The 23,372-nt window shown below is 33.9% G+C and carries 22 protein-coding genes and 1 pseudogene; all 23 read right to left on the bottom strand.

Annotated elements, in window-relative coordinates:
- Positions 1–39: 39 nt before the first annotated feature.
- The 23 genes and pseudogenes from K350_RS0110355 to K350_RS0110470 all read right to left on the bottom strand — a co-directional run bounded on the left by K350_RS0110355 (position 40) and on the right by K350_RS0110470 (position 23,197).
- Positions 40–375, bottom strand: a complete 336-nt coding sequence (locus K350_RS0110355; protein ID WP_028979854.1) for a hypothetical protein — start codon at positions 373–375, stop codon at positions 40–42.
- Positions 376–456: 81 nt separating this feature from the next.
- The gene (locus tag K350_RS0110360) at positions 457–2,274 is read right to left on the bottom strand and encodes a S41 family peptidase (protein WP_081670955.1); all 1,818 of its coding nucleotides are present in this window, start codon (positions 2,272–2,274) and stop codon (positions 457–459) included.
- A 229-nt stretch (positions 2,275–2,503) separates the two neighbouring features.
- Complete coding sequence (locus K350_RS28235) at positions 2,504–2,767, bottom strand: hypothetical protein (RefSeq protein WP_211236733.1); 264 nt, start codon at positions 2,765–2,767, stop codon at positions 2,504–2,506.
- Positions 2,768–2,795: 28 nt separating this feature from the next.
- Entirely contained in the window at positions 2,796–3,239 is a 444-nt protein-coding gene (locus tag K350_RS0110370; protein ID WP_028979856.1) for a DinB family protein, read from the bottom strand.
- 54 nt (positions 3,240–3,293) lie between these two features.
- Positions 3,294–3,842: a GNAT family N-acetyltransferase gene (locus K350_RS0110375; protein ID WP_028979857.1), complete on the bottom strand. Its 549-nt coding sequence runs from the start codon at positions 3,840–3,842 to the stop codon at positions 3,294–3,296.
- A 51-nt stretch (positions 3,843–3,893) separates the two neighbouring features.
- The gene (locus K350_RS0110380) at positions 3,894–4,331 is read right to left on the bottom strand and encodes a hypothetical protein (RefSeq protein ID WP_028979858.1); all 438 of its coding nucleotides are present in this window, start codon (positions 4,329–4,331) and stop codon (positions 3,894–3,896) included.
- Between the two features lie 74 nt (positions 4,332–4,405).
- A complete protein-coding gene (locus tag K350_RS0110385) occupies positions 4,406–4,609 on the bottom strand; it encodes a hypothetical protein (protein ID WP_028979859.1) in 204 nt (67 codons plus the stop codon).
- A gap of 96 nt (positions 4,610–4,705) precedes the next feature.
- Positions 4,706–5,392: a M949_RS01915 family surface polysaccharide biosynthesis protein gene (locus tag K350_RS31010; protein WP_051313032.1), complete on the bottom strand. Its 687-nt coding sequence runs from the start codon at positions 5,390–5,392 to the stop codon at positions 4,706–4,708.
- Positions 5,393–5,492: 100 nt separating this feature from the next.
- The gene (locus K350_RS0110395; RefSeq protein WP_028979860.1) at positions 5,493–6,038 is read right to left on the bottom strand and encodes a hypothetical protein; all 546 of its coding nucleotides are present in this window, start codon (positions 6,036–6,038) and stop codon (positions 5,493–5,495) included.
- Between the two features lie 192 nt (positions 6,039–6,230).
- Positions 6,231–6,599, bottom strand: a complete 369-nt coding sequence (locus tag K350_RS28245; RefSeq protein WP_211236734.1) for a hypothetical protein — start codon at positions 6,597–6,599, stop codon at positions 6,231–6,233.
- Between the two features lie 215 nt (positions 6,600–6,814).
- A complete protein-coding gene (locus K350_RS28250; protein ID WP_037575026.1) occupies positions 6,815–7,045 on the bottom strand; it encodes a hypothetical protein in 231 nt (76 codons plus the stop codon).
- A gap of 611 nt (positions 7,046–7,656) precedes the next feature.
- Positions 7,657–8,103 carry a hypothetical protein gene (locus K350_RS0110415; protein WP_028979862.1) on the bottom strand — a complete coding sequence of 149 codons (447 nt, stop codon included), beginning with the start codon at positions 8,101–8,103 and terminating at the stop codon, positions 7,657–7,659.
- A 149-nt stretch (positions 8,104–8,252) separates the two neighbouring features.
- A complete protein-coding gene (locus tag K350_RS0110420; protein ID WP_028979863.1) occupies positions 8,253–8,750 on the bottom strand; it encodes a GNAT family N-acetyltransferase in 498 nt (165 codons plus the stop codon).
- Positions 8,751–8,840: 90 nt separating this feature from the next.
- The gene (locus tag K350_RS0110430; protein ID WP_028979864.1) at positions 8,841–10,658 is read right to left on the bottom strand and encodes an SH3 domain-containing protein; all 1,818 of its coding nucleotides are present in this window, start codon (positions 10,656–10,658) and stop codon (positions 8,841–8,843) included.
- Between the two features lie 172 nt (positions 10,659–10,830).
- Positions 10,831–11,073, bottom strand: coding sequence for a hypothetical protein (locus K350_RS0110435; RefSeq protein ID WP_028979865.1), 243 nt, complete (start codon positions 11,071–11,073; stop codon positions 10,831–10,833).
- Between the two features lie 9 nt (positions 11,074–11,082).
- Positions 11,083–11,214, bottom strand: a pseudogene (locus K350_RS33105) (helix-turn-helix transcriptional regulator); the annotation flags it as partial.
- Between the two features lie 196 nt (positions 11,215–11,410).
- Positions 11,411–14,461: a M4 family metallopeptidase gene (locus K350_RS31015; RefSeq protein WP_028979866.1), complete on the bottom strand. Its 3,051-nt coding sequence runs from the start codon at positions 14,459–14,461 to the stop codon at positions 11,411–11,413.
- Between the two features lie 736 nt (positions 14,462–15,197).
- Entirely contained in the window at positions 15,198–15,842 is a 645-nt protein-coding gene (locus K350_RS0110445) for a hypothetical protein (RefSeq protein ID WP_156026995.1), read from the bottom strand.
- A 1-nt stretch (position 15,843) separates the two neighbouring features.
- Complete coding sequence (locus K350_RS0110450; RefSeq protein ID WP_028979868.1) at positions 15,844–16,947, bottom strand: SMI1/KNR4 family protein; 1,104 nt, start codon at positions 16,945–16,947, stop codon at positions 15,844–15,846.
- A 160-nt stretch (positions 16,948–17,107) separates the two neighbouring features.
- Positions 17,108–17,326, bottom strand: coding sequence for a hypothetical protein (locus tag K350_RS0110455; RefSeq protein WP_028979869.1), 219 nt, complete (start codon positions 17,324–17,326; stop codon positions 17,108–17,110).
- Between the two features lie 95 nt (positions 17,327–17,421).
- On the bottom strand, positions 17,422–20,472 hold the full coding sequence (locus K350_RS31020) for a M4 family metallopeptidase (protein ID WP_051313033.1): 3,051 nt from the start codon (positions 20,470–20,472) through the stop codon (positions 17,422–17,424).
- Positions 20,473–21,446: 974 nt separating this feature from the next.
- Positions 21,447–22,229 carry an aminoglycoside 6-adenylyltransferase gene (locus K350_RS0110465; RefSeq protein WP_028979870.1) on the bottom strand — a complete coding sequence of 261 codons (783 nt, stop codon included), beginning with the start codon at positions 22,227–22,229 and terminating at the stop codon, positions 21,447–21,449.
- A gap of 125 nt (positions 22,230–22,354) precedes the next feature.
- Positions 22,355–23,197: a hypothetical protein gene (locus tag K350_RS0110470; protein ID WP_028979871.1), complete on the bottom strand. Its 843-nt coding sequence runs from the start codon at positions 23,195–23,197 to the stop codon at positions 22,355–22,357.
- Positions 23,198–23,372 lie beyond the last annotated feature (175 nt).

Here is a 23,372-nt window from a genome sequence, read left to right on the forward strand (position 1 = left end):
ATACTTCAATTTTGTCTTCTTACAAAGAAAGTAAATAACTTAAAGATTATATTGCCAAGTAATATTTTTATGAACCCTAAGCACTTCTTTTAACTTCGCCATTTCTTTATCAGATCCACTAAGGTGATAATATTCACCATCATATTTAATTGAATAACTTCCTATTTGACCAATAAATATAACTAGTCCTTGAAAATCATAATCAACACATAAGAAGTCATCTACTGTTTTAAAATCTTTAAAATAAGACCCATCTACAAAGCCACTTGCAGGATGCCATGTATCTCCTAATTCAATGATTTTAACTTCGTCTTGTATACTGAAGAATGAAAGGAATAATTTAAAGGGAATATTTTGTATTAATATTTCGTTCATGTTTTTACATTTATAGATATCCCTGTTCTATCTTCCGCACGGGTGACAAAGGGTTACAAGAATAAAATATTCTCTTGCCTATTATTTCCCTCTTTCATTTAATCTCAATGCAAAATCCATAACAACGTCTCTTCCGGCAATAACATCCTCAAGAGAAGGCTTTATTTCATAGTCAGGTATAATTCCTCTGTTTTTAGGCATGGGCTTTACATCTACAACATTGGTCATTTGAGCAACGCTTAAATTCAATTTCGTATAGCTTAATACAAAATTCTTAGAAGCTGCATTGCACGTATAGGTTGCACAGGTCTCCTGACCTATAAACTTTCCTAACTTATGGTACTTAATCAATGCATTAAGGTGTCCAGATGTTGAACCTCCTCCATTATCAATGAGTATAAATAATTTGCCATTGAAAGCATTAGTTGCTGGACCTATAGGAGCTTTAAGCTTATCATAGTATGGATGTGCTTTATCAAAATATTTAATAGGCTTATTGATGAGATAAGAAAGCAAATAAGATGAACAATAAGGATCACCGCCTCCAATACCTCTGTGGTCAAAGATCAGATTACTTATATTTTTTTCTTTAATCTTTTGAAAATAGTCATCAACAAAAGCTTTGAAATAATCCAGCCTATCGTAATAAACAAAAGACTTGATAGTTATAACTGCCGTATTCTTATCCTCCAATATAGAAAAACAAAGATTGGCATCAAGGCACTTTGTACTATCATATAACTTATTTTCAACAACTTTAAAATCGGCAATAGTAAAAGAACATACTTTTGCTTCTTCCCTTTTAAAAGCTTTATACTTCAGAATATACTTATCATAAGCTCCATAATACAGGGCATAAAAATAGCTGAATGAATTATTCAGATACCATAGTTTACCGCTTTTATTATAACCATCCGCAGGAATGTTATTATATATTGTTGAATAAATTTCAGATACAGGTTTACCATTTATTTCTATAATTTCTGCCCCTGGTGTTAACTCTGGAACGAGTTCATTTGATTTAACCACATACATTCTTTCATTTTCAAAATAAACATTTAATGGAAAGAATGAGGACGCAGGCAATATCGAAAGCCTTCTATCGATTAATAAAGTATGACTGCATCCTACCTTTGCCACAACAGGGCTACAAATCGAATAGAATTCTGTAAGGTTTAATGAATCCTTAATTTTATTAAACTGAAGATGACTCAGCTTCTCGAACTCTTTCTTAGAAGTAAATTCATTTGGGGCAGGATGAGATTTCAAGTAAGAGATCATTTCTAAATAGTCACTTTGCAGTTGATTTTTTGAATAAACGAGAGGTTTACTTTCTTTAATAGACTTCAAGCCCTCGGCTAGTGTATCTCCTGCTTGATTAAAAAATAATACATTTAAATCATCAAACCATGCTGTGCCAGTGCAGTTGCTTAAGAAGCAAAAAACTTTGATCTGACTCGCGCCTTTTAAGATCTCGTAGCTGTTTTTGTAGTAAGTCCATTCTGTACTCCCCTTTTGTTGCCCGACAGGGCTTACTTCTCCTTTAGCTAATTGTCCGTATTCATCTTGAATTTCCAATGCTATACTAGCTTTCCAATAAGGGGAGAATCCCTGGATTACATTTTCAGTTTTCATCCATCCGGAAACTTCTACCCTGCTTATTCCTTGTGGAAAAGCTATTATTTGATAAGCCCCGCTAAATTTCGGTGTAACTTGAGAAACTTTTAATGCAAAAGTACCGCTGTGCACAATTTCCGTTTGATAATCTCCTGCATTTAAAATTGCCCATTCATTGTAATTATTTTCAAAGCCTGGATCTTTTAAAACGTTTTTAGATTGAGAGAACGCTGTTATAGAAAGGGTAACAGTTGACAGAAATAGAAATATTCTTTTCATCATAAAAGATATCTGCTTTTAAAATCATCTAGTGAATAATTTGTGCCAACCCAAATTCCCGCCAATAGGGTAACTATAAAGAATAAAGTAATGAAAATTAATATTATCCTCCAATTCATCTTATTCTTCGTTATCTATCTCCCAATTTTTCAAGTCATCCACTGGTCTTGGAAGCGGCCTTCCAGCCATTCTAACATATCATACGGAGTAAACTCTTTATTTCTGGATTCTATTATCCAGGATAAGCAGAAGGTCCTCCATTCATATATGGAGGTGGAGAGACTGGATAAAAAGAAGTTGGCATTGGCTGTTCAATCGATACATAATTTACGATATGCTCCAGTTCCTGAACTACATTCCAGGCCAAATCATGTTTAATGTCCATTTTAAATTTAACCCACCAATTGCCATCATCATAAACACCAGTAGCAATATGTCCTTCTATAGATGGAATTCTTTTTATAAAATTGATTAAGCTATTATTGTTGTGGTTCATATAATTTACGCCCACCGGTGATTAATATTTAGAATTCTGCAATCTGCTTTAAATGATATTCCATATGCTCAACATAGTCATTGAATAAAAATTCTATGGTGTAGTTTTCGGTCCCTCCAGTATTACACTTTTTTGTTAAATGTTCTTCTGGAATTATCTTAAGTAATTCCAGGATATGTCGGTTATAAACCTTCCAGAATTCAACTAATTGTGCTTTTTCAAATTTGTTATAATAGCTATGTTTATTCCACCCGTCCTGGTCATAAGAGATTAAAGGAATACTTTCAAATTGACTACGAACAAACCGTTGATGATTATTCGTTGCGCTATCAATTAAGTGCCCTAATATTTCCTGCTTGCTCCATTTGTTAGGATTTAATTTTGTTTTAAATGCTTCATCATTCGTTGCATTCAGCTTCGACGGGATCACATCAATTAAATATTGAAGCCTGTTTAACTTTTCTTGTACCATAAAACTTATCTTAAATGAATGCTTTATTAATCCTGCAAGCTTTTGACAAAACTGTTAGCGGCTCGGTTTTTTGTTCAAAAATTCAGCTCTATCAATTTTATACCAATTATGCTTAACGCCGTCGAGGTCAAACTTTTCAACAAACCTGAGTCCAACCTTTTTCAATACATTATCTGAACCAGTATTATTGCAATCAGCCCGTGCATAAACCTCGTCAGCATTAAGCTTATTAAAGGCATACTCCAATGAAGCATAAGCAGTTTCTGTCGCAATACCTTGCCCCCAAAATCTTTTTATCAACCTGTAACCAAGATCATAATAGTTGATATGCTTGTTAATTTCTTCAGTTACCAATTCAAGTCCTGTCCAGCCGATAAAGTCATTAGTATTTTTATCAATGATTGCCCAGCGCCCCACTCCAGTGTCAATGTATTGTTGCCTGACAAAATTAATCACATCAATAATCTTCTCTTTTTCGGCTATGGTACTATTCCCTAAATATTTATGCACTTCAGGATCGGAATGAAGTTCATACATCCCATCATTATCTGTTGGAAGTATTTCTCTTATAATAAATCTTTCAGTTTCAATTAATATTTTCATTATAGTAATTGTTATTATTGATATTTATAATTCCTCATCCTTTACCAAACCTCACTGCTGGCTATCTTCACCATTTTTAAAATTATAATATTTATCAAACAACTTTAATTCTTCTTTCCTTTTGATTGAAGGACTCGTCAATCTGTTAAATTTATCAAAACCAATACCTGCTATGGTAATCCCATAAGAGCCATCCTCATGCAATTGGGATTTAATATTATCAATATTAGACTGGAGCAAGTCTAATTCATTTAAACCAATGCATTTATGTTCAACTATATTATCCTTTTCACGATTCCTATCAGAATACACATTGCTTTCAATTAACCGGGTAATTTCAGAGTAAGCCACTTCCGGATTTTCAAATTGAAATAATTCGATTAAGATGAAAAACGATTCATCTAAAAGAATTCCATTTGAATCCATTACAGTTTCTTTCATTAGCAAGTTGGCAACATATAAATTCCAATCTTTATGATAGTACGTCATTGGTTAAAGATTCAGTCAATTACAAAAAAATCATTAGCAATATAGAAATTAATAAAAACTTTTTACATTCAGGTTTACTTATTCTTATCTCTGTTAAATAATCCAAGTGTCAAGAGTCCTGATCCAAATAGGATTGAGCCTGCAACAAATGGAAATCCAGCCCCAACTAAGTCTTCCATCCTTCCAGACCAAAGAAAGGGAAAACAAAAAAGCATTCCAAAAAGTCCCGCTAACATTGTAATAACTGCCAATTTATTGATCATTGATTTATCTATCATTATTTAAAATATTTAAACTTACCTTTAACAAAATAGACAACATATAATTTGTTGTTCTCCCTGTCCAATAGTAAATAGGGACGCCGAAGGCATTTACTATCTTTCATCAAACTGTAAATCCTTTTTTTTCATTGCTGCTTCCCAATCATATGGAAATATCGCATTGTTATCGTCCATCATTTTCTTCATCAGAGCTTTTACATGATTTTGAATTGATGTTGGAAGATCGTAAAATGCGCTATCCACTTGTGTTTTTCTTTCCGGGTCAAGACTGCTGTTTTGATGTCGTAATGCTCTTTTGGTTCCCTTATAATATGTCAGGATCTTTATACGACCATCCTCAGTTCCATTACTTCCTGATGTCCCATAAATGACAATTGGGTCTACAAGTCCATCATTATCTATATCAGAAAGTGAGACGTATTTCGTCCAAAACCAAATAGACATTTCTTCAGAATTAGCGTTTCCCTCTTTCAATTTATGATCATTAAATGTCCAATCTGTTTTAAGTTGTCCATTATCCACCTTTAAACATATACCTTGTATGGAATCATTTTTGGGGTTGCCATTTTCATTATGACCATTCTCTGCTAAAACCAGGAAATGTTTACCTGCATGGTCACTATATTCATATACTCTAAAGAGAGGGAATTTGATATTCAATTTATTCTTAATATTTGCGGTAAATATAGAATCAACTTCTTTGTTTGTAAGAACTTTTGTTTGCCCGAATCCAACAAGATTGCAAACAAGAAACGAAACGACTAAAAGTATTTTTTTCATCTTATTATAAACTAAGCCTGCTTCATACAGGCGACTTAAAGTTAAACATAGCTGAGAACCATTCTTACAATTCTATCAGCACATGCTGACACTTACGCCTTTATTTAATATTAAAATCAACTAAAATATTCTTCTTTGATAATCTATGTGAAAAATCATCAAGTGTTTTCTCAGTAAAATTTTCATCATAAGCATCAATATCTAATCCATTACAATAATAGGTTCTTCTTTTTCCCTCTGAATTTATTTGAATATAATTATGCCCAAATTGAATGAAGACTATTAAAAAATCTGACCATTTACCCGTGTCGATTTTTACCTTTTGTATACTTTCAATTTTATAACAATGGAAATTCCTAAATGGGAAATTAGGATTAATCACCACCAATACATCTTCAGTTAGTATAAAGCTATTGTTACGATACGCAGAAATTAAATACCCTAACACCAAGTACCCCGGCAAATAGAACCAATATTCCAGAAATGAAAGAGTTACAGGAAGACTTAATACAAGTAGATAAAGAGTAAAAAACAGCCAGATTGATAATGGACTATAAAATACTTCATAGTTCTTGTACCCATGCTTTGCTGCAATCTTGTCAACTCTCTTATCCCTTATTTTAGCTGAAAAACCAATTAACGTCATCAATCAATTATAAATAGTAAGTTAGGTTTTGATATCATTAAACCTCATTTGTTCGACATAAAATTTTTCTGTTTCAGCAAGATTGTCTTTTAAAATTTCAACCTCCAATAGTTTCAAAAATTCAATAAATAATCAAGGTTATTGTAGGCATTTAATTGGATGAACTAAAATCTTAACCTGATCGGTATAATTTTAAAATAATTCAGCATACTTGGATTTTAAACATTCAAAAATTTCATCCGGCAAGTGAGTCAGGTTTGCTCGTTTTTCTAAACAAATCGAAACATGTCCGAATGAAGTTTCTTTGATCAGTTGATAGAAATTCCCATATGCTATAATTATAAATCGAAGTCCTCCGCAATCAATATTGCCGCGTTGTCTTGCAGCAGTCAAAAGTACAGGATTTACTAATAATTCCTCATATCTATCTGTATCAGCTGACGAGTTATCAGAAAGAGAACTGCGTTGCTTTGAATTCAATTCGTTCTGATTATAGATAGCTACATACCTGACTTCACTATAAGTGTCCAGAAGTTCATCAATAATTATGGAGTAATTCATGTGTTTCAAAAAAGTTATTCAATAAATATTATCAACCTCAAAACTTCTATAAAGAAATAAGAAAAATGGTTATGAGGATGATAGGTGGTGGCATTTCAAAATGCTTATTTTTCTATATGAGCTAAAAATAAATAAAAAAGTGTGGCGAATAAAGCACCACACTTAAAATTTACTGCGTATCTATATCTTCGCTTAAATTTCCAATCAACTGAATTTTATTTTTTCTTTTTCTGCCCTGGAGCATTTGAATTATTTGAAGGAGGACCACCCGCTTTTTTTTGTTGGCCTGGGGCATATGCTTTAGCTGATTTTGCTCCTGTATACTTTTTCATTTGTCCAGGTGGAACTTTGCCATTGGGTTTTGTCAAAACAACAGTGGTTGTAGTGCATGAATTTAATAAAAACAACATTCCAATAAGACTAAATAATATTTTTCCACTTTTCATAAAGAAACACTCTAATGATATTTTATCATTAAACGTGCGATAAAATAAAATCTTATCTTGTCACCCATAGACTTAATTCTTAGTGAGCCAATTAAATAGGCGCAGGGAGCACATTATATTATCAAACTAACGTTATTGATGGATTCAAATGCCTGCCTCCTAAAAAATATCATTTTTGACTTAAGGTCATTAGAGTACAATAATAAATTAAATATAATGAAACAGTAGCAGCCCAAATCCGAAGAATTGTCAAGATAATATTTACAAATAGGTTTTCTTTCTTTTGGTAAGAATTATAGAAAAAATATATTAAGATAAGAGTTGACAAGGATATGAGGGATAAGAAAACAACAAAATATTCATTCGGGTCAGCATTCTGCCTATTAATAATCCAATGAAGCGTGACAAGTGCTCCTAGCCCAATGAATCCATTAACAAACTTTATAAATTCTATAAATTTATTTCGAAGACCATATAATAACATATTGTAAAATGATAAGATATATCGGTAAAAATCTTACAGTAATTATATAAAAATAAACAAAAAAGTGTAGTCTTTAAAGAGCTGAGCCGCAATTATCAGCATTAACTTGCAATTAATTAACCCAGTGTTATTTGTAATTAAAATCATTTGCGTCCTTTATCGGAAACATAATCATTTTATCGCACTGAAAATCTTTATTACCTAATTTTAATATATTATGCGATTTAAGATCTTTGTTGATGAGGCAAATGTACAATCTGTCACCATCCTTTATATTTTTAAATATGGATGGATCAAAACGTTCATTAAAATCAGAAAGATCGTAAGCAACAATCTTATTCAATATTTTACCTCTCCTTGTTATGAACATCCTTATATCCAAATTTTCCAGTGTGTCATTTCCTGTAGGACGTATCTCTAATATAACCTCAGCATTCAGATGTATTGTATCCTGAGGATCAGCCCTAACACCATCAATAAATACTTCAGAGCTTATATTATATTTATCCTGTGATTGTACTTGGATAGTAGCACAAAGCAAAAATGGAATTAGCAAAAACTTATTTTTTTTCATTGTATTTAAATTCTCAAACAATATGGGTTATTGTTGCATAGAAGTCTTCAAGCGCTTTTCTATCAACACGAATAGAGTGAGACTTAAAAGCACACACCTAAAGTTTTTTATATCACCCTACACTGGAAGTCCTAATGTGATTTATCTTTTTATTGTTTATTTCTCAGTTCCAGATACATTGAAACTGCTCTCCATTGCTTATTATTAATTGAAATGATATCCTCCCAATTGTCACGAATATAAAATCCAGCTTTTTTATAGCAATTAATCGCATTTACATTCCAATCATAAACGATCAATTCAATAACATTACTTTCTGATGCTTGACTTATTTGATCTATCATTCCTCTAACTATATTAAGCCCTATTCCCTTATTCCGACTTTCTTTTTGCCCAATCAGAATTCGGCTTAGTCTTGGAATTTTATTAGTATAGTTTAATTCGCAATGTCCTATATATTCACCAGACTCAGTTAATTTTATTTTTAGTGGTTTCCTATCTTTTGAATTGACATATTCATCTAATTGAGACTTTGTAAGAGGGTAAGAAAAATATGGCCCTGCAAATTGCATTAAATCTTCTTCGTTTTCTATCCAGGATATTAAACGGTCAAAATCATCTGGTGTAAATGGTTCGAATGTAATCATAGATTATAATTAAATACAATGGAAAGAAGTGCCTTGAGATGCTTCTTTTCAATCATTCCCCTATACTCTATTATTGGTGTAAAGGGGGATTTAATACTCTTCATTTTCGTATTCTGTATATTTCCATGTATTCTCAAAAAGAACTTTTTTACTCCTGAATGTTAGCTTCTGAAGTCCTTTGTCAAAAATCGTAGAAACAGAGTCCCAATATATCTTTTGATCTGTTGGGTTATAAACAAAATGATAAATTTTTCTACCATATATACTTTGTCTCATTTCATCATTTTTAAATGCTGAATAAGATGTAATCAAAATACCTGAATCATCAAGAAAAATATTTACTCTAGGTTCATCGTCACCTATAAAATGGTCATTAACTTTAAACAGCTGGAGAGAGTCATTGCTGGTGCCCAAACCCACTCCAATTTTAGTTTTGTAAATATACTTTTCATATCCATCGGAGTCTTTTTTGATTCTTTCCATTCTTACCTGAAAAACAACATCGTCAATATTGTCCTTATTTATATCACCGAATTTATATTGGATAAGTCTGTATTTAGGAAACTCACGTTCAATTAACTTTTTTAACTCCAAATGTTTAGATGGCACCTCAACGAGCTTATCTCCATTATAACTCAATATGGAAATAAGATAATAATCAAGTGCATCAGCATAATTTAGTTCACAATCATCTGCGGGCACAATATCAATCATTTCGGATGAATAGGAATGCTGAATCACTTTGCCTGGAATTCCATGCTGATATGAAGGAAAAATATGCACTACCCCTTCGCTTAGCGGACCATCACCAACACCGCCATTAGAACAGAAAAGCTTAAGCTCTTTACCATTCCAAAGATAGTATACATCTCCTCCCCACTCTCCGCAACCATGTGCTATAGATTCTATTGCCACGAAATCATTTCCTGGACCAAATCCTAAATCGCCAAAAGAATGAAGTGTTTCATCATAGATATCGTAATTTAACATTACATGATTAACTATGCTTCCCTTATTTAAAACAAACAAAGCATTATGGCTTAAGAGATAAGAAGTACTTTCATCATCATTATCTCGAATTTGTTGTTTGGGACTGGATATTGAACTTCCCCAAACATATCCTACTTTTCCTTTCCATTTTATTTTGAACCAATAGCCTTCCTCCTTATTAACTGTATCTAACTTTGCTAGTTTTTCAATTTCTTCTACTAAAGTATATTTCGGTAATTGTCCTATTGTTTTAGAAGATACACTTGGTAAGGCTCTTAAATTCACTTTATCACGGTTGATTATAGAGCCTAAGGAATCTTTTATCTCTTCTCGGGAAGATAGATGATCAGCATTAATATTTTCTTTGTCGCATCGGCCTGCTTTGCTCACCATTATCCCATCAAATGAATACATTAAATCTGAATCACTTAACTTAAAGTAAAGATTGTTTCTTTCTGCGGAAAGAGGTTGTATTGGATAGATATGAGAATATAGACTATAAGGCTTATCTGGATATGCACCTGCGATAATCAAGCTGTCACCTGCAAATATTTTATATGATAATCCTTTAGAATCATTTTTAACCAGTAATCTATTTCCATTAATATGACTGAAAGTATTATTAGCAAGATTTATCCCCCAAACATATCCGGAAATACCATTGTAGAGTATCGGCATCCAGTAAGCAATAGTTCCACTGATCGTATCGACTTTATAAGTTTTACTGCAAATAATTACTTCTGTTCCTTGCTTTAAGGTTGCTATTATTTTAGCATTTGGTGAAGGACTTTCTCTCACATTCGCTTCTCCTGAATACACAACTTTTCTATCATTTCTTGAATAAAGTTGACCGTAAATGGATGAATGAAAGAATAGAATGATTAAAATGATAAAGGTTTTTCTATATAGTATCCGCATTTTGCAAGAGACGTAATTATTAATTTGTAAAAAAGCAATTATTGAAATTCAGTTATTGACCATAACGTTTAGAGTATGGCATTGACTGATTTTATAAATGCTACAATGACCAATCTTATGAAAGATAACAATTTTGGATCAAACCAAACCTAAAAATGACTTAAAGCTTTTGTTAAACGCTGGACTTTTTCTTCCATCTGCCTTTATAAAAGGCATCTAAGACATTGACGTTCAGGACAGCTTTATATATAAAAGGAACATTGTTGTAAAGATGTCTTAATGACAATGGAATTAATGCATAGTCAAATTGCCAAAACTTAAACTTGTCGTTTTTCCTTAGCCTATCAAACTTCTCTCCGTCTTGGGCTGATGTAAACAGCTGTTCATTTAATTCATCCAATGTTATGCATAACATCAGTGCTAATTATAAAAATCCATAAACTATCGACTTGGAAAGCAATTCGATGATATTTTTTGCATCCACCTTCTTAAGCATATCCTTCCTGTGATTGTAGACAGTATGTTCACTTATATTAAGTATACAACTGATTTCAGTGCTTGATTTTCCCTATTTGATTAAGTCAAAAATTTCCCTCTCTCTGGGACCGCCTTGCAATTTAAACTTAATTGTTCATTTTTGAATGATAAGTTTTTGAGACACTAAAGGTCTGGTCACATTTGATACCGTGATCACACAAAAAAAGGGTTGCCATTCCCGGCAACCCTCTTCATTCATTTAACTAAAATGAAATTTAATATTTAATAACTGTTTTTGTTCTGGAAACGTTTCCGTCGTTACACTTCAACACATAGAATCCAGGAGTAAGTTCTGTAGAAATCGAATAACTTGCACCTGTTACAAGGTTTTTGTCGGTATAAACCACTGATCCCATAGAATTTATCAGTTCAACTGAATAAGTTTTTCCTGCAGCAAAATCTGCCCTGAAAGTAAGTTCATTGCTAAACGGATTAGGATAAGCAGCAATTCCGTTTTCTGCAATTCCCGCTCCTTCTAATGGCATATCAAGATTATACATACGTGTATTGACCGTTGTACATGTTCCAACAATAGCTGTAGGATTGTTAGCAGTATTTGATGGACTTGATCCTCTGTAGCCACTGTTTAAAGGAAGTGTTGGAGTAGGAGCAATTCTGTCATTAATTGTTTCTACTGTGCCAGTCTCATCAAAAGGGTAATATGCAACAAGATTTGCTTCACTTCCATATAAACCTCTATTCATATACTTCTGAATTTCGGCCTGTGTTCTCGCAGATTTCCAGATACGAAGTTCTTTGATGGAACCATTAAATGCGTTCATTACCTGAGGTGACTGGTTCGCATCGTAATATCCACCAATCATAGTGACATTCACTCCATTGCCTGTAGGTCCAAAGTCTCTCCATATTGGCTCGGTATTAAGCAGAACACCGTCAAGATACATTCTGGTGTCAGTTGAGTTTTTTACAACTGCGATATGATGACATTTATTATCTCTCAGATTTGTAGCTATTCCAGCTATTGCATTACCTGATCTGAAAGAAACATAATCATCACAGGTTGGACAGGTAGCTCTGTTGGTCCAGAATTCTGCAGAACCAGTACCATTTTGACCATCACCATAATTTCCCAACAGTGACTCTGCCTGTCCGCCATAGCTAGCAAGTGGAGCCGAAGGGTTTGATTTGATGATAATCTCATACGTAAAGTCTCCAAGACCCAGTCCCATTTTCGAATGAGCAGGAATTAACGCAACGTCATCTGTTCCATCAAAGGACAGGCCGTTTGGAGAAAGTGGTTTAGGATAAGCATCACAAGTCGTTGCATTAGCTACAGCATCAAGCACTGTGATAGACTTTGAGAGAGATACGCAGACATCTCCGGTAAACTCGTTTACAGAGATTGTTCTTGCACCTGGAGTTGTACCGTTAAAATTAATTGTGATTGAGTTTGTTCCTGAACCACTCACAACATTGGTATTTGGAGGCAATGTCCAGGTATATGTTGATCCAACATGAGCTGTTATAGCAAAGGTAGCATTTGTCTGATAAGGACATACTGAAACCGGACCTGTGATAGTATTATCAGGATTTGCACCTACGCCTACTGCATACCATGCTTTTGCAACCTGTAAAGCTTCGTTTGAGCACTGTCCATAAAGCTCTTCAGCTGCAAGTATTGTAAACTGACGCGCCTGAGCATAATTAGTAGTTGGACTAAAATGATAAACAAGGGCTCTGTAGGCAATTTGAGCAGCTTTGTCACGAGTAATAGAAGTTACAGAGTATGCATTGCTAATATCATTTGTACCGGAACCACCGTTTGCAAGCAGGTAAAACCAATAGTTTGCAACACCACTGTTGGTATGTACACCACAGTAATCATTAGATGGGTCTGGTGTGCAAGTTGAAGTATTTACCCAGTATGTGCCTCCGTACGTATTCGGCTGACTTCTCAATTTTGGATTTGCCATTGAACGTAGCATGCCTGATGCCCATACCTCTTCGCCCATTATATAGTTACCAGATGGTTTAGCATAAAATTCAAAATCAGTACCAAGTATATCGCTCCATGCCTCATTCAGTGCACCAGCCTCGCCTTGATATTCAAGTTTTGCACTATTTTCTGTAACACCGTGTGTAAATTCATGGCCAATTATGTCCATTGAAGCAATAGCACCGACTGTTTGTGTGCCAGAATATCCATCACCACCATCACCGAATACCATCATACCTCCGCCAAACCATGCAGCATTATCTGGATCGAGATAACCTGGAGCGTAGTTGTAATGAGCTACACCTGCAATTGATGAATTCTGATTGTCGTATCCATTACGGCCGTGAATACACTTATAGTAATCATAAATTTTCCCAAGTCCGTAATGTACCTGAAAACCGATTTTATGGTGAAGATCGCTTGACCAGGTTGAGCCAGGAGTTTTTGAATAGTAACGCAGCTTACCTGCATTTTCATCAAAGAAAACTGTTTCTATTAACTGAGAACTTGTACCACATGTATTATTGCAGTCATTATAAAGTGCATCTATTGTTTGGAATGTGACCCCTTCGTCTTCAGTAATAGTAATCGTTTTATCATTGATTACTTTTGAATTTTCATATTTTGTCTGCACAGTTGGATTGCCGCACTTATGCTGTCTGCTGGTCTTTTTGACTATTGCGCCTGTCTTTGCATTAACATAAACATAATAACGGCCTCTTGCAGGAGCTTTCCCGAAAACATCAACTTTCCATGTCAATACAGCTTGCTGAGCTGCATCAAATGTAATAATCAGTTTGGGTGCTTCAATCTTAAATTTTGCATCTGTAAATTCAGATGTTGACCCGATAGCAGAAAGCGAAAGTGTTTTTGCTTGAGCGGAAGTTGTAACAGGTGTAACATCAGTAAGTGTAGTGCTTTTGGTGAATACTGACGCTGATTTAACAAGACCACTTTTAATATGCGTTTTTACCACAGCATTTTCCACGTCAACTCCACTAATATTCTGGGTATACAAATTGTGTGTAAAGCCCTTACTATCTGTTTCTGTTTTAAGAAGCTTTAGCGCTGAGTTTGATGGACCGAGTAGATTAACTTTGCTGTTGAAATTGCTCAAAAAAGCAGTAGATGTCACAAGTGATGAAGTTTTAAATACCATCACCTGCGGGTTTGAACCAGGAACAATGTTTGTTGTATAGCTTGAATATACAGGATTACTATACTGGGCATGAAGTTCCGAGGCGCCCAACCCTCCGGAGAAAGCAAGCAACAACGCAAATGCTTTCTTTAAAAGTAATTTTCTGTTCATAAATAATCGTTTAATTGTTTTATAAAAAAGTTTAAATAAAAACTCAAAGTTTTGTACCTCCAGTATTGATTAAAATATATACTGGCATTTTTGACTTTAAAAATTATCGGTTAGCTCACAGTGCAAATTCTATGAGACCTCCCAAAATGGATAGCCATATAAGTATAATTAATCTATAGCAAAAATTTCCTTTCTTATATATTGCAATTCACCCACAGTTTGGCTATCTATTACAATCTAAAGGTATATCCTTGCTTCGCACTTCATTTGCGAACAGGAATTAAAATACCAATCCGTTATTTTTTCTTCCTAATTTTATAATGTTTGTTGGTTGATTTATAAAAAAAGCCACCCCAAAAATATTCCCAAAAAGGTAATGAAGTCAATAGCCAATTTTGGTCATTTTTTTATAAATTCAACAATGCAGATATTGAATTAAAATAGCCATAAATTAAGGGCCGCAATAGCAACTGCAATCGGGATCCTCAGTCTATTATTGACAATAATTCGAAAATATATGAAAAGCAACTATAGAAGATGGAATGAATAAGTTACTTGTAGCAAGAACTATGAATTTAAAAAAAATTAAATAACCCTATAGTTGGTATTGTGTGTATGTGTGTGGCACGTAACTAATGTACTAAGCATAACAATTAGCAGGTGTATTCAATTTAATTGTTTAAATTTTAACTAAAGGACATTTATAATAAATACAACTTACTGTTATACCCCAAATTTACCCAATCATTCCGGATCCGGATATATTGATCAGAAATATGATGAACAGTAAAAATAATGCACTAATCAATCCAAATAAAATTGAAATCCATAGAGGAATTTTTGTTTTTATAAAAAAATTAACAATTGATAGTACGAAGACAAATATGGGGGTTATTATAAAGGAGCTCCACAAAATCCATTGAAAATAATGATCCCGATCAATTTGATTCTTTACGATTAATGCAATTGAAGGGATTACAATAGTAAATGCTATCAACGAGTAATATGAAGATTCATAACCATAATATCTCCATATTACTGAAAGTAAAATTGTCACTATAATTATACTTATGATTAATGCTACATTTCTCTTTGTCCTATGTTTAACATTCTCTATCTCCGGATTAATCCATTCAGAAGTTTTATTACCCAATGAATCATAAGCTATCCAATGCATTTGTTCGCCCTTATCAAAAAAAGATTCTTGTTCAATTTGATTATCGTACGAGTAAAATGTTTCTTTTGTCTTTAATCCATTGATATCGTATTCGATTTTTAGTTTTGAGGTATCACCTTGGTAGACGTATATTGTATCTTTTGTGGTTTGTCCGTACACTATAGCAGAAATAAAAACAAGGAATAAAAGCACAAAACTTTTCATTTTATTTATCATCGACAATCCCAAGTTTTTGCTCTATTAATGCACTTCTTTTGAATGGCACATGCCCACTTGGCTTTCCGTTCTTTATCCACCAATTCTTATCATCAATTTCATATTGCAAATATTCATCATGTAAAACTTTTAATTTCTCTATCATTGGCAAATCCGGACTTCCATCAACTTTTATTCCCTTTATTGACCAGTCCATCTCTATACCTAATTCCAGCAAGTCATGAATTAATTCATATTTCTTTTTAATTTCATATTTAGCTGTTGATGTAAGATAGCTTTGCAATGGATATCTACCTTTGTAAATCTCGTTAATATCTAACCCCTTTTCTACAATTAAATATTTAATGATTCCTGCATTATTTGCATACCGAAGAAGTCCATCTGTCTTACATCCTTGTTCAAGCAAATATTCCAGTTTCAATTTATCATGTACATACTTTTGTGGAATGTTAGGATAGCCGTCTTCTGGAGGTTGAATATCTCCAAGTACAGCAAAAACTTCTTTAAACCTATTGAATCCCAATGATGGATTGTTTGGAGTGTGATATAAGTAATCCTGAAAAATTTTATTGCTTGAGTAATAATGTTTCGTCAACTGAAAATCAGGATCATATTCTTCTTCTGTCCACTTTGGCATGTCAAGAGAGTTAATGAATTCTGAGAAGGAATTTGTATTAACTTTAATGATCCCATCTCCGCCTGAATAATTTGCAAAGTATATCTGACCGAAATCTTCTGAATTTAGATTCATAATATAAACTCCTCTTTCCCCTAAAGCAAATACCAGAAGATACTCATTGTTTAAGTTGAGTCGTTCAAAATCCTCCTTATCAATATCATGAAGTGTATATGTCATAGGATGTTCTTTCTGGATTATCACATCTCCAATACTAAAAAACCTATTGACAGGCCATAATTCAGAATTGTTTTCAGAGGATATGGTAGGACAATTCGGATATGGCACTCCACCATTATATTGAAGCAAAAAAACTTTGTAATCAGAAGGAAATTGAGCTTTCCAAACCTCTTCAGCCCTCTCAATCTCTTTAAGGTTTGTATCAAATTCCTCTTTAAATATTTTTATGTTTTTCATTTTCTAAATGACAGGTAATTTAAAACATTTCACTATCCACCCAGCCCTATCAGCAAAGCTTTTTAAAAATAAATAAAAAGAATGTAACCCAAAAAAATGCTCATCTAGGTACTTTATAATTGCCTGCATCTATTTCACTTTACACTATTACGTTTTACCTCTAATGTTTATATATAGGTATTTGACTATCTTCCCAGATACCTACCGGTACTACCCAGACTTCTGGAGCACAAGAAGAACCACCTTCCGATTTTCCCTTTTGATCAGAACCAAAATATACTGCTATATGATCTTCTGGAATTCCTTCATCTCCATAATGAGCTATAACAACAGCATTCAAGCCATCAATAGTTACAAAATCTCCTTTTTTAAAACTCATATTTTATGTTTGACTCGTTTGCCCTCATTTGGCAATAAACGAAAAAAGGGCTGCCAAGATGGCAACCCACTTCATTCACTTAATAGAAAAGAAATTTAATTTTTTATTACTGTTTTTGTTCTGAAACCACTTCCGTCATTAAACTTTAGCACATAGTATCCCGGTGTAAGTTCAGCTTTGATGGAATAATTTGTTCCTGATACAAGATTTTTGTCTGTATAAACCACACTACCTAATGAATTTATCAGTTCAACTGAATAGATTTTTCCTGCTGAAAAATCTGCGCTAAAAGTAAGTTCATTGGTAAATGGATTAGGATAAGCCATTATTCCATTTTCAGTCGCTTCTGAACCTTCGAATGGCATATCAAAATTATATTGACGCGTATTGACAGTTGTACATGTTCCTGCAATTGCTGTAGGATTGTAATCTGTATTTGAGGAACTTGATCCTCTGTATCCATTATTCAATGGCAGTGTTGGAGTAGGACTAACCTTGTCATTAATTGTTTCTCCTGTGCCTGTCTCATCAAAAGGATAATATGCAACCAAACCTGCTTCACTTCCATATAAACCTCTGTTCATAAAATTCTGGATCTCAGTCTGTGTTCTGGCTGTATTCCATATACGAAGTTCTTTTATGGAACCATTAAATGCATTAAGTACATTAGGATTACTTGTTGCACTATAATATCCGCCTACCTGCCAGTCGTTGGTAGCATTACCAGTCGGATTTGTATAATATGGAGATAATGGTTCAGTTGCCAGAAGTACACCATCCAAATACATTTTTGAATTAGTTGAGTTCTTTACAACAGCGATATGATGACATTTATTATCTCTCAGATTTGTTGATATACCGATATATGCATTTCCCGATCTGAAAGACACATAATCAGGACAAGTAGAACAAGTTGCTCTGTTGGTCCATAAATCTGCATATCCTACAGATGGATCCTCTTCCCATTTATAAGGGTTAGCTAATAGCCATTCAGCCTGCCCACCATAGGTTGCAAGTGGAGCAGAAGGATTTGATTTGATAATAATTTCATAAGTAAAGTCTCCGGTACCTAGTCCCATTTTAGCATGAGCAGGAATAACTGCAACATCATCAGTTCCATCGAAGGACAGACCGTTTGGCGAAAGTGGTTTCGGATAAGCATTACAAGTTGCTGCATTTGCTACTCCATCCAATACAGTGATCGTCTTTGTAACAGGTACGCAGACATCAACAGTAAACTCATTTACGGAGATTGTTCTTGCTCCCGGAGTTGTTCCGTTGAAATTTATAGTAATTGAATTAGTCCCAGAACCGGAAACAACGCTGGTATTTGGAGGCAATGCCCAGGTATATGTTGATCCAACATTGGCCGTTGTAGCAAAATTAACATTGGTCTGATATGGACATACGGATGTAGGACCTGTGATCGTATTAACTGGATTTGCACCTACACCAACAGCATACCAAGCTTTTGCAACCTGCAATGCCTCATTTGAGCATGGGCCGTAAAGATCTTCTGCAGCAAGTATGGTAAACTGGCGAGCCTGTGCATAGTTTGTATTTGGCGTAAAATGATACACAAGAGCTCTATAAGCAATTTTAGCTGCAGCATCACGTGTGATAGATGATACTGAAAAAGCGTTGCCTAAATCGTTTGTTCCTGAACCACCGTTTGCAAGCAGATAAAACCAGTAGTTTGCAACACCGCTGTTTCCATGCACACCACAATAGTCATTGGCCGGACTTGGAGTACAGCTTGAAGTATTTTGCCAGTAAGTACCGCCATAAGTATCCGGCTGGCTTCTTGCATTAGGATTTGACATTGAACGCAGCATACCAGAAGCCCATACCTCTTCGCCCATTGTATAGTTACCTGTTCCTTTTGCGTAAAATTCAAAATCAGTACCAAGTATATCGCTCCAAGCTTCATTCAGTGCCCCAGACTCTCCTTCATATAAAAGTCCTGCGGTATTTTCTGTAACACCATGTGTAAATTCATGACCTATTACATCCATCGAAGTAACAGAACCAACAGTTTGTGTTCCTGAGAATCCGTCTCCGCCATCACCAAAAACCATTACACCACCACCAAGCCATGCAGCATTGTCCGGATCCAGGTTAACTCCATCCATTGAATTCCAATGAGCCACACCCAATAATGATGAGTTCGCATTATCGAATCCATTACGGCTGTGAATACATTTATAATAATCATAAACTTTTCCAAGACCATAATGTATCTGAAAGCCGATTCTATGATGAAGATCGCTTGCCCAGCTTGTGCCTGTTGGCTTAGAGTAATAATAATTTAATCCTGTGGAATTATCATTGAATATGGTTTCAATTACCTGAGTACTGCTTCCGCACGTATTGCGACAGTCATCATATAATACATCAATACCTGACAATCCTGATGAAGGCGGAACCACATTGTCATTGATTGTTTTTGATCCGTCATATCTGGTCTGCACTGTTGGATTGCCGCATTTATGCTGTCTGCTGATCTTTTTAACTATTGCGCCTGTCTTTGCATTTACATAAACATAATAACGGCCTCTTGCAGGTGCATTTCCAAAAATATCTACCTTCCAGGCAAGCACATGTTGCTGTGCAGCATCAAGTGTAATGATAAGTTTCGGTGCTTCGATTTTAAATCTTGGATCTGTTATTTCTGATGTTGATCCTATAGCTGAAAGGGAAAGGGTTCTTGCCTGAGCGGAAGTTGTAACCGGGGTAACATCTGTAAGTGTAGTGCTTTTTGTAAATACTGACACTGATTTAACAAGACCACTTTTAATATGTGTTTTTACCACAGCATTTTCCACGTCAACTCCAGCAATATTCTGGGTGTACAAATTATGTGTAAAACCTTTACTATCAGTCTCTGTTTTAAGAAGTTTTAGCGCAGAATTTGATGGTCCTAGCAGATTAACTTTGCTGTTGAAATTGTTCACAAAAGCTGTAGATGTCACTAGTGAAGATGTTTTAAATACCATCACTTGCTGGCTAGAGCCCGGAACAATGTTTACAGTATAGCTTGAATATACGGGGTTGTTATACTGGGCCTGAAGCTCAGAGGTGGCCATCCCTCCTGAAAATGCCATAATTATTGCAATGGCTTTCCTAAAAAGTAATTTTCTGTTCATGAATAATTGTTTAATTGTTTTATAAAAAAGTTAAAATAAAAGCACTAACAGTATTAATTAAAATATGATGTCACTTAAAGTGATTCTAAAAATTTATCGGATTAGACCTGCAATGCAATTCTTTGATGAAACCGAAAATGGTTAGTTAGTTAAGAGCTTTAATCTTTACCCCTTTTCTAATGCATTGCATTTCGATCATCATTGAACTACTTATTGCAATTCAATGCTAAACTTGCACCTCGCATCTCATTTGCGAACTCAGTTAAATCATTAATCCAGATACCTTTTTCTTCATTATTTTAAAATGCTTGCTTGTTGATTACAAAAAGTAACTCTAAAAGTATTTCCGACCAACCGCCAAAACAAATAGACAATCAAGGCCTTTTATTATACAAACATAACAAATATATAGATATTAAAAACACCCTAATAAAGTTTTTTTTAGAAAAATCAATCACCAAAAACATGAACTTCATGTAGCAGAATTTGCTAGAGTTGAAAGATTAAAATAATGAACTATCCTACAATGCTCAATCGCAGAAGAAAAAAACGAAGGCCTGCAACAGAGCAATAAACAGATATTTCAGGAGCTATAGGATGATTTAAAATTAATTGAGGGGTATGGTGGAAGGCAAAGTGGCAACAATGGTGGTTTATAATTCTACAGTGAAACGTGCCTATTGATCAACATACATATAAACAGGTTCATTAATTCGTTTTACTCGAAATCCCGAAAATGACTATTAGATGATGACTACTTAATCAATATTATAAATGCATTATCTGTTAAATGAGGAGGAAAAATCATTGCACAAGAACAGAGTATGAATGTTAATATAATTGAAAAAATCTCATCTTTAAAGTTTACTATCGTTAAGGATATCAACAAATGAATGAGTAAGTAAGAGTTAAACCATTAATAGAAATTAATAAAACTTTTGCCTTCTTTAAGTATAGGTAATAAGAACACGTTTTTACTTTAGTTTTTCAATTTCACCTAAGTAAAGTAATACTTCTTTCTCGACTTCATTTCTCAATTGTATTTCCTTATCATAAAGTTCATTCCTTAGCTGTTGATAAAGTGATACAGCGTTTTTTACACTTTCTAATAGTGAATGTTTATTATAACTTGGAATTGTCTGCTTTAAATCAGCTAAATCCTTTTGCGATAAATCTTTTTCAACTTTCCTTACACCACGAGGTAAATTACCATTCTTAATATGCAATAAAGGTCCAAATACAACCATTCTCAAAAAACCGAAAAAGTCATATGCTTCAAGATATTCTCCTCGTCCGATTTTAAGTAATACATAATGTATCCACGTCCAAAAACGATCTTCAATCCATTGATAGTCGGGATAAGGAAATTTGACAATAGAGGAATTTATAGCATTTTCAAGTAAACCTTCTTTATCAAGCAGCAGTGTTGGTGTTTCAATACGATAGTTAAACTCTTCAAGAGTTAAAAACTTAATATCAACATGTAGTAATGGATTTTTATATAGACAAATTAATAATCGCGGTTCTCCCACATGTTCTCCCGTAAATCCCGATATAAAGTCACCTATGCATTTTGCATAGTCGATCATTCTATTTTTATCCTGTGAAATTTTTTCTTTCGTAACTAGGATTAAATCCAGATCTGAAAACTCGTCAATGTCATTTGTTATCCATGAACCTGCAGCAGCCAATCCGATCACGTTTTCATCGGACTCTAAAACTTGTTTCGCTTTAATTGCAAAGTCCTTTTGTATCATATATTTTGAAGGTTGAAGTAATTATGTTGCAGTTAATTCACCTTGCACTGTGTTTCACTAGACGGAAACTTTTCACTGACATTGAATTTATCATCTTTTTCTATGCAAGTATCCAAAGATGTATATTAAGTTGTTTTATAGATATACCATCCATTTCCAATTTCTCTTACCATTATTAGTCTATTAGGATTTATTTTGGGTAAGTCTTTTTCATTTTCTATGTACATATACCCTACTTTATTATCAACCATTCCTCCAATTAAAAAATCTATACTATTTCCATAGTCAGATTTGCCAGCACTAACAGAAGCGATGAAAAGCTTTCTATAATCAGACTTCAGATCTGCCCCAAGCTCAAAGTCTTTTTTGCCATTAAACCTTTCATCTTTGAGATTCTTTAAAAGAGCATCTTTAATCCGATCAAACTCTGATTGATTAGACAAAAAATGTTTTTCAATATTATCATCTAATTCGATTATAAGTCTTGCATTACCGAGCATATAATCATAGTCTTCCTTTGACTTAAAAAGAACAAATTCACCTCTTTTGTTTTTTTTTGATTTCTTTATGATCTCATCTATTTCTTCAGGCTTCATTTTTCCAAGTTCGATTACCATCTGTTCGATTATACCTGTCAAGGCAAGTCCTCTAAAAGCATTCATTTTCCAAATGGAATCTTTCTCAAAATGCAAATACGTATCAAATCCTTTAGCTGTGGAGTCTAGAACTGTCATATTCACCACAGCTCTATCCTCAGTTTGCTGAAGTAAAGTAAATTTGGTAGTTGACTTTTCTTTTAAATCTTGCCCACTGGGCTTTCCATTATATTCACCAGTAATATACCTTTCTATATTTGGAAACTTCTTTTCACCAAATATCTTTTTAGCTAATTCCATCGGCTCAAATGCTTGCCCACAAACTGATGAAACTGTAAAAAATAAAAATGTTATAAATGTTGTAATTCGCATATTCTATAAATTGTTACTAATGCATAAAATATTGAAGAGGTTAAGTATGTTGAAAATTTCAAGGCAACTTAGTTCTAAAATTATAAAATAGACTAATATGAAAATTTGCTACCCGCAGCAATACCTTGGCTATAATTGCTGCCTGCAGCTTTTCTTTTTAAAACTCAAATCAAAA

It is taken from the genome of Sporocytophaga myxococcoides DSM 11118 (assembly GCF_000426725.1).
Taxonomy (GTDB): Bacteria; Bacteroidota; Bacteroidia; order Cytophagales; family Cytophagaceae; genus Sporocytophaga; species Sporocytophaga myxococcoides.